The organism is Pseudomonas sp. NPDC089406 (genome assembly GCF_044900265.1).
GTDB classification, from domain to species: Bacteria; Pseudomonadota; Gammaproteobacteria; order Pseudomonadales; family Pseudomonadaceae; genus Aquipseudomonas; species Aquipseudomonas fakonensis.
Genome location: NZ_JBJDNC010000026.1, coordinates 92,398 through 99,940 on the forward strand (window position 1 = coordinate 92,398; position 7,543 = coordinate 99,940).

7 protein-coding genes are annotated in these 7,543 nt (G+C 67.2%); 4 read left to right on the forward strand and 3 right to left on the reverse strand.

The annotated features are described in order from the left end of the window. Window positions 1-15 precede the first annotated feature (15 nt). From ACI2KK_RS18780 to ACI2KK_RS18795, 4 genes are all read left to right on the forward strand, one after another. A complete protein-coding gene (locus tag ACI2KK_RS18780) occupies window positions 16-1,908 on the forward strand; it encodes a phytase (protein WP_404670064.1) in 1,893 nt (630 codons plus the stop codon). Between the two features lie 237 nt (window positions 1,909-2,145). Beyond that, window positions 2,146-2,859: a protein TolQ gene (gene tolQ / locus ACI2KK_RS18785; RefSeq protein WP_404670065.1), complete on the forward strand. Its 714-nt coding sequence runs from the start codon at window positions 2,146-2,148 to the stop codon at window positions 2,857-2,859. Between the two features lie 12 nt (window positions 2,860-2,871). After that, window positions 2,872-3,315, forward strand: coding sequence for a protein TolR (gene tolR / locus ACI2KK_RS18790; protein WP_404670066.1), 444 nt, complete (start codon window positions 2,872-2,874; stop codon window positions 3,313-3,315). Between the two features lie 2 nt (window positions 3,316-3,317). Continuing rightward, window positions 3,318-4,097: a TonB family protein gene (locus ACI2KK_RS18795; RefSeq protein ID WP_404670067.1), complete on the forward strand. Its 780-nt coding sequence runs from the start codon at window positions 3,318-3,320 to the stop codon at window positions 4,095-4,097. A 306-nt stretch (window positions 4,098-4,403) separates the two neighbouring features. Here the strand turns inward: ACI2KK_RS18795 and ACI2KK_RS18800 are convergent, their stop codons facing one another. The 3 genes from ACI2KK_RS18800 to bamA form a co-directional block, all read right to left on the reverse strand. Continuing rightward, complete coding sequence (locus tag ACI2KK_RS18800; RefSeq protein WP_404670068.1) at window positions 4,404-5,807, reverse strand: XAC2610-related protein; 1,404 nt, start codon at window positions 5,805-5,807, stop codon at window positions 4,404-4,406. Window positions 5,808-5,902: 95 nt separating this feature from the next. Next, window positions 5,903-6,262: a hypothetical protein gene (locus ACI2KK_RS18805; RefSeq protein ID WP_404670069.1), complete on the reverse strand. Its 360-nt coding sequence runs from the start codon at window positions 6,260-6,262 to the stop codon at window positions 5,903-5,905. Window positions 6,263-6,457: 195 nt separating this feature from the next. After that, window positions 6,458-7,543, reverse strand: a 1,086-nt coding sequence (gene bamA / locus ACI2KK_RS18810; protein WP_404670070.1) for an outer membrane protein assembly factor BamA, incomplete at its 5' end; no start/stop codon positions are given.

Consider the following 7,543-nt stretch of genomic DNA (forward strand, 5'->3'; position numbering starts at 1 on the left):
GGATACTGCCTGCCGATGCGTATGTTCAATCTGTCCATGCTGGGGCTGTGTATCGCCCTGGCCCAGGGCGCCGCCGTCGCGGCGCCGAACCTGGCTTTCAAGGGCCAAACTGTTGCCAGCGAATACAGCCAGTGGCTGGCGCCGCTGCCGTTCATGCACCAGGCCGAACGCCTGCAGGTGGCCGCCAAGGCCTTGCAGGTGGTCGATGCCCAGGGCCGTGTGCTCGGTGAGCTGGCCGGGCGTTTCGAAACCCTCGACCACCGCGCCGATGCCAATGGCCTGCTGGTGGCAACCCTCGACAAGAAGCGCCAGCAGGCCTTGCTGACCCGCCTGGGTGGCGATGGCCAGTGGGCGGCGCCGCTGTACCTGCCCAAGACCCGCTATGCCATCGAAGGCCTGTGCCTGTACCGCGACAGCGCGCGCAACGACTTTTTGTTCCTGGTGGGCGAGGAGGGCCTTGGCGAGCAGTGGCTGGTCGGCCATGCCGGCGTGCCGCTGGCCGAGGCTCGCCAGGTGCGGGCCCTGAGCCTGCCGCCGCAAAGCGGCTTTTGCCAGGCCGATGACGCCAGCCACAGCCTGTACGTGAACGAAGAGAACGTCGGCCTGTGGCGCTACGAGGCGGCCGCCGAGGCGCCGCTGCTGCGCGAGCCGGTGGATTTGCGCGCACCGTTCGGCGGGCTGGCCAAGGCTGCCGCGGGCATGGCCGTGGTGCCGGGCGGGCTGCTGGCGCTGGACCCTGCGGCGGGCGCCTTGCACCTGTATCAGCAGGCTGCCGGGCACTGGACCCGGGCCGGGGTGGTGCCGCTGGCCACGCTCAAGGAGCCTGAGCAGGTAAGCGCCCGCGCTGCCGGCAAGGGGCTGGAGCTGTTGCTGGTGGACGATAAAGGCACCCACCGCGCGCAGCTGGCCTGGGCGCCGAAAGCGCTGCCACTGCCGGCCGCCCCGGCGCAGGTCACCGCGCTGGCGCAGACCGACGGGGTACCCAGCCTGGGCGATGCGGCGGACGACCCGGCGATCTGGGTCAACCCGCAGGACCCGTCGCAGAGCCGCGTGCTAGGCACCGACAAGAAGGGTGGCTTGCTGGCCTACGACCTGGCTGGCAAGCAGCTGCAGGACCTGCGGGTGGGGCGCCTGAACAACGTCGATGTGCGCAGTGGTTTTCGCCTGGGCGAGCGCGAGGTGGACCTGGCGGTGGCCAGCAACCGCGACACCAATGGCCTGCACCTGTTCGCCATTGACCAAGACAGCGGCCAGTTGAGCGATATCGGCCAGGTGCCCACGGGGCTGACGGAGGTTTACGGCCTGTGCCTGTTCAAGGGCACCGATGGCGCCATCGACGCCATCGTCAACGACAAGGACGGGCGCTTCGAGCAGTACCGCCTGGATGGCAGCAACGGCAAGGCCGGCGGCCAGCGGGTGCGCAGCTTCAGCACCCCGACCCAGTCCGAGGGCTGCGTGGCCGACGACCGCCGCCAGCGCCTGTTCATCGGTGAGGAGGATGTGGCGGTGTGGGCGTTGGATGCCCGCAGCAGTGCCCCGGCAACCCTGCACAAGGTGATCGGCGTGGGTGGCCCGGTGCAGGACGATATCGAAGGCCTGGCGCTGTACCACGGTGCGCAGCGCGATTACCTGGTGATTTCGAGCCAGGGCAACGACCGCTACGTGGTGGTCGAGGCCGAGCCGCCGTACCGGCTACGAGGCAGCTTCCAGGTGGGGTTGGATGCCGAGCGCGGCATCGACGGGGCTTCCGAGACCGATGGCCTGGAAGTGACTTCGGCGAACCTGGGCGGGCCCTTGAGCCAGGGGCTGCTGGTGGTGCAGGACGGGCGCAAGCGCATGCCCGAGGGTAACCAGAACTACAAGTACGTGGCCTGGGCCGAGGTGGCCCGGGTACTGGGGTTGGAGTGACAGCCCGGCCATGACGTGCCCCGCTGTAGGAGCGGCCTTGTGTCGCGAAAGGGGCGCGTAGCGGCCCCAGGATTTCCACGCCCATGGGGGATTGTCGGGGCTGCTGCGCAGCCCTTTCGCGACACAAGGCCGCTCCTACACACACAGGGGCGCGTTTGGCCTGGCTGTCATCCCCCCGCAACCTCTTTGCCATTGACTAGGAGCCAGCCGGCTCCCCCGATTGAAAGGACACACGACATGCAAACCCCGACAACCCCGCTGCAACACACCAGCGTCTGGGGCCTGGTCAGCGAGGCCAGCCTGGTGGTGCAGGCAGTGATGCTGTGCCTGGTGCTGGCCTCGCTGCTCAGCTGGTACCTGATCGTCTGGCGCGGCACCTTGCTGCGCCGCGCCGAAGGCCATGGCAAGGCGTTCCTCAAACAGTTCCGCGCGGGCGAACTCGGCGCGTTGTACCAGGACGCCCAGCGCAACGCACCGGGGGCGGATGCCGGCTTGCAGCAGATCTTCGTCGCCGGCTACCAGAGCTTCCAGCAACTGCAACCCGGCCAGCAGCCCGATGCCGTGCTGGAGGGCGTCGAGCGCAGCCTGCTGGTGGCCATCGCCGAGCAGGAAGAGCGCCTGGAAAAGGGCCTGCCGTTTCTCGCCACGGTGGGTTCGGTCAGCCCCTACATCGGCCTGTTCGGCACCGTGTGGGGCATCATGAACTCGTTCCTCGGGCTGTCCCAGGTGCAGCAGGCGACGCTGTCCACGGTCGCCCCGGGCATTGCCGAGGCGCTGATCGCCACTGCCATCGGCCTGTTCGCGGCCATCCCTGCGGTGATGGCCTACAACCGTTTCTCGGCCCGCGCGCAAACCCTGATCGCCCGCTACTATGCCTTCGGCAACGAGCTGCAGGGCCGCCTGCAACGGCGCTTGCAGGCAGCCCCGGCGAACCTTGCCGCAGCGGCCTGAGGAGACCCGAGCATGCTAGTCAGACCTGTGCGCAAACATGGCCTGAAGGCCGAAATGAACGTGGTGCCCTACATCGACGTGATGCTGGTGCTGCTGGTGATTTTCATGGTCACCGCGCCCATGCTGGTGCAGGGCGTGCAGATCGAGCTGCCCAAGGTGGCCGCCGAGGCGCTGCCCACGCCGAACCAGCAGCGCATCGTCACCCTGTCGGTGAAGGCCGACGGCAGTTACTACTGGAACCTGGGCAGCGAGGTGGACACCACCGCGCAGACCGACAGCGCCGTGGATACCGCACAGATGCGCGAGAAGATCGCCGTCATCGTGGCGCAAGACCCGCAGACCCAGGTGTACCTGCGCGCTGACCGCGACACCGACTACGCCAGCGTAGTGGCCGGCATCGCCGAGCTGCAGCGCGGTGGTGTCAGCCGCCTGGGCCTGATTACCGAGGCGCCGTGACCATGACCAGCCTGACCTTGCAGCAACCGATGTGGCCGGCCTGGCGCGAGCATGGCAGCGCGCTGGCCATTGCCGTGGCCCTGCATGTCGGCGCGGCCTGGTTGTTGTTCAGCCTGTCGCACACCCCCGAGCTGCCAGCACCGCCGGCGCAGGTGATCCAGACCCAGCTGGTGCAGTTGCCGGCGCCGGAGCCGGTGGTGGCTGCGCCGCCGGTGGTGGAGCCGGCACCGGTGGCGCCTGCGCCAGAACCGCAACCGACCGTGCAGGCGCCGCCGGTTGAGGACGCGGCGCTTGCGCTCAAGCGGGTACAGCAAAAGGAGCGCCGCGAGCGCGAGCAGCAGGCCGAGCTGGCGCGCAAGCAGCGCCAGGAAAGCGAGCGCCGCGAGCAGTTGGCGCGGGACGAAAAGGCCCGCGAGGCACGTGAACAGGAACAGCGCCTGGCCGCCGCACGTGATGCCGAGGCCGTGCGCCAGGCGGCTGCCGCCAAGGCCCGTGCCGAGGCCGACGCCGCCAGCCGGCAGTACCTGCCGATCGCCAAAGAAGCGCCGGACTACCCGCAGCGGGCGCTGGACCGGCATATCGAAGGGGAGTGCACGGTGGCCTACACGGTAGACCCAGGCGGGCGAGTCACGGACCCGCAGGTGGTCGGCAACTGCCACCCGCTGTTCGTCAAGCCATCGCTGGCGGCGGCCAAGCGGTTCCGTTACCAGCCAAGGTTGGTCAATGGCCAGGCGGTGGCGGTGGCCAATGTGAAGAACACCTTCAGTTTCAGGATTGAGTGACGGGGTAATGCCGGGCTGACCATGAGCCATGGGCGGGCTCGGGCCTGTGGGAGTGACTGTCTTGTGTTGGCTGTGCCGGCGATCACTGGCGCAGCCGGTGCCAGCTTTAGCCTGTGCAGGCCCTATCGCCGGCAAGCCGGCTCCTACAGGTACGGCGCTGACCTGAAGCTCATGCATTACCTGTGGGAGCGGCTTTAGCCGCGAAGCAAGCAACACGGTGCATGGCACCGGCTGCGCCGGTGTTCGCGGGTGAACCCGCTCCCACGGGGCACTGGTTCTGCCAGATCACTGCATGACCCGCCGGCCTCAAGGCTGCTTGCGATACATCCCGGTCATCATCTGCGGGTTGTCGGGGGCGGCGTTGTACTTGACCACCGCAAAGCCCTTCACCAGCTGGATGTGGTACGGCCCGTTGCCCTTCGATGCCTGCCCCTCGCGCACGAGAATCAGGTTGCCGGCCTCGATCGGCAGGCGGTGGTGCTCGCTGATCAGCTGCGTGCCGGTCTTGGCATCGCTCAGGGTCAGGGTGAACTCCGCCACCTCGCGCCCTTGCGCGTCGCGCTCGGGGAGAATCGCCAGGTCCAGCTGGCCGTTGCGCTGGAGAAAGTCGGCGAGCATCTGGTAGCGGCCGCTGCGCTCGCCCGCGGGCACATCACCGAGCTTGTCCGCTGCCGGCTCCGGGCCACCGTGGCGCAGTAGCAGTGGCAGCTCGGGTTTTTGCGTGTAGCTCTTGTCGACCCAGTAACCTGTGTAGGTGCCGGGGTCTTCCAGGTTGGGGGTGATGCTCCAGATGCCGGTCTGGTGGCCATCGTCGGCAAACTCGAACAGGTACAGGTACTGCAGGCCGTCGTACTCGCCACGCTCGCCCACCAGCCTGATAGGCGCGCCGCTGCCGCTGCGGGTGTAGCGCAGCTCGCCGATGACCACTGCGCCCTGGTCCTGGAACCACAGCTGCACCGGCAGCTTGCCGTCGAGAGTACCGTTGAGCTTCTGCGCGGTTGCGATCTGCGGCCCTTCGATGTTGCGGGTCTCGCGCCACTGGCCGTCTTGCCAGGCGCCGCGGGTGCGCATCAGGTAGCCCGGCGGCATGCTGACCTGGCGGCCATCGAGGTCGGCCGGGATTTCCTCCTGGGTCACGCTGCTGTGCTGCACCAGCTTGCCGTCGGTGAACTGCCAGCGGGCGCTGCGGCTCGCGCAGCAGCCGCGGTTGGTCAGTACCACCAACTGGCGGTTGGCGGTGTCCACATCGAACATGCCGAGTACGGTTTCACGGGCCAGCGCAGTGAGTTCGTTGTGCTGCACCCAGTGTGCTTGCTGTTCGTCCTGCAGGTAGACGGTGTAGCGGTAGTTGCCGGTCAGCATGACCTGGGTGGCATCGCGGATGGCCACATCCTGGCGGCCGTCGAAGTTGAAGTCGCCGAAACTGAGCAGGCCGTAGGGGCCGCTGAGCCAGTCATTGACGCTTTCGGGGTCTTCATCGGGCAGGCTGTCCATTTGCGTTTGCAACTGCTGCAACGGCTCGAGGCTTTGCCGGTCGCGCAGGGTGATGAGCGCCTGGGCCAGTGTTTGCGGGTCTTGCGGTACCTCGGGGAACAGCACCTCCACCAGGTATTGGCCGCTGGGGTCGACAAGGGCGAACGACTTGGGGGCGGCCATGGCCTGGGGGGTGAAGGCCGTGGCTAGCACTACGCCGCAGAGCAGCCTGCGCATTTGACGCTTCCTTGCTGAAAAATGGGCGGCGAGTATAGCGGCAAAGCGGGGATCGGTTGTGCGGCGCTGTGGCCTCATCGCCGGCAGGCCGGCTCCTACAGGGTAGGTGGTGTGCTTGCGGCGTCGCTGAGCCACACCAGCAACTGGTCCGGGTTGCCGTTGGCCATGCGTTCGAAGGTGGGTGATTCGAGCATGGCCTTGGCGCGTGTGCCCATGGCCAGCAGGTGGGTGGCGAAGCCCGGGCCGAGCTGGCCGCTGTCTTCCAGCGACAGGCCGCTGCGGTTGTGCTGGATGGCCAGGTGGTAGTGGCAGGCCGCATCGCCGCTGGCGGCCAGCACCACGGTGAAGCGCGCGCCGAGCAGGCTGGCCAGGCGCTGTTGTACCAGGGCCAGCAGCGGGGTGGGGTTTTCGTCGTGCAGCGCCGTGGCCAGCGCGGTGGTTGGGAAGGGAGTCATACGGGATCCTGCGCAAGAGGTTCTGTAGTGACCAGCTTAGGCAAGGGCACGGTGAACTTGGGTTAAGCGGGAGTAAAAGCAGGTAATACCCCTGTAGGAGCCGGCTTGCCGGCGATGGCGCCAGGCCTGCAAACCACGATGCCGTGGCGGATGGCCTCATCGCCGGCAAGCCGGCTCCTACAGGGGGCTCAGCTTTCAGAAGGTCTGGCCCAGGGAGAACTGGAAGATTTGCGTTTCGGCACCGTCCGGTTTTTTCAGGGGCGCGGCCAGGCTGAAGCTGAGCGGCCCCATCGGGCTGTACCAGGTCACCCCGACACCCAGCGACACCGCCAGCTGGTTCAGGCTCACGTTGCCGCAACCGGTGGTGGTGCTCAGGTAGCAGGTGTCGGCGTACACGTTGCCGGCATCGACGAACACCGAGCTGCGCAGTTGGCGTTGGTCTTTCACGAACGGCAGCGGGAACAGGTACTCGGCACCGCCGGTGATCAGGATGTTGCCGCCCAGCGCGTCGGTGTCGCGGTCGGAGTAATAGGCTTGGCCTGCGCTGGAGTACGTGCCGGTGGCCGGGGTGTTGCGCGGACCGAGGGTGCCGTCCTTGAAGCCGCGTACCGAGCCCTGGCCGCCGGCGGTGTAGTTCTCGTAGAACGGCAGGCCGTCGGTAGCGCCGTAGCCGTTGCCGTAGCCCAGGTTGGTGTGCAGGCGCAGGGTGGTGTTCTGGGTGACGGGCAAGTAGGTCTGGCCGCTGTAGTCGAGCTTGTAGAACGACAGGTCGCTGCCGGGGGTGGTGGCCATCAGGGTCAGGCTCTGGGCGTGGCCGCGGGTGGCCAGCACGCCCTTGTTGAGGGTGGATTCGGACCAGCCGATGGAAGCCTTGAGGTTGTTGAAGCTCTTGCCTTCGCGCTGGATGAAATCGTAGATCTCGTCGGCGCTGTAGGTGCCCGGGCTGATGTCGTCGTGCTGCAGGGTCAGCCCGTAGGTCAGGCGCGAGGTCTCGTTGATCGGGTAGCCGATGCTGACCCCGGCGCCATAGCTGTTGATGGCGTAGTACGACACGCCGTCGTCGTAGTAGTCGCTGTAGTCGGTGCTGCTGTAGAAGGCGTTGTAGCCCAGGCTGACGCCATCGGCGGTGAAGTAGGGGTCGGTGAAGCCGAAGTTGTACTTGGTCTGGTACTCGCTGCGGGTCAGTCCGATGGACACCTTGTTACCGGTACCGAGGAAGTTGCTCTGGCTGATCGAGCCACCCAGGATCAGGCCCGCGCTTTGTGCGAAACCGACACTGGC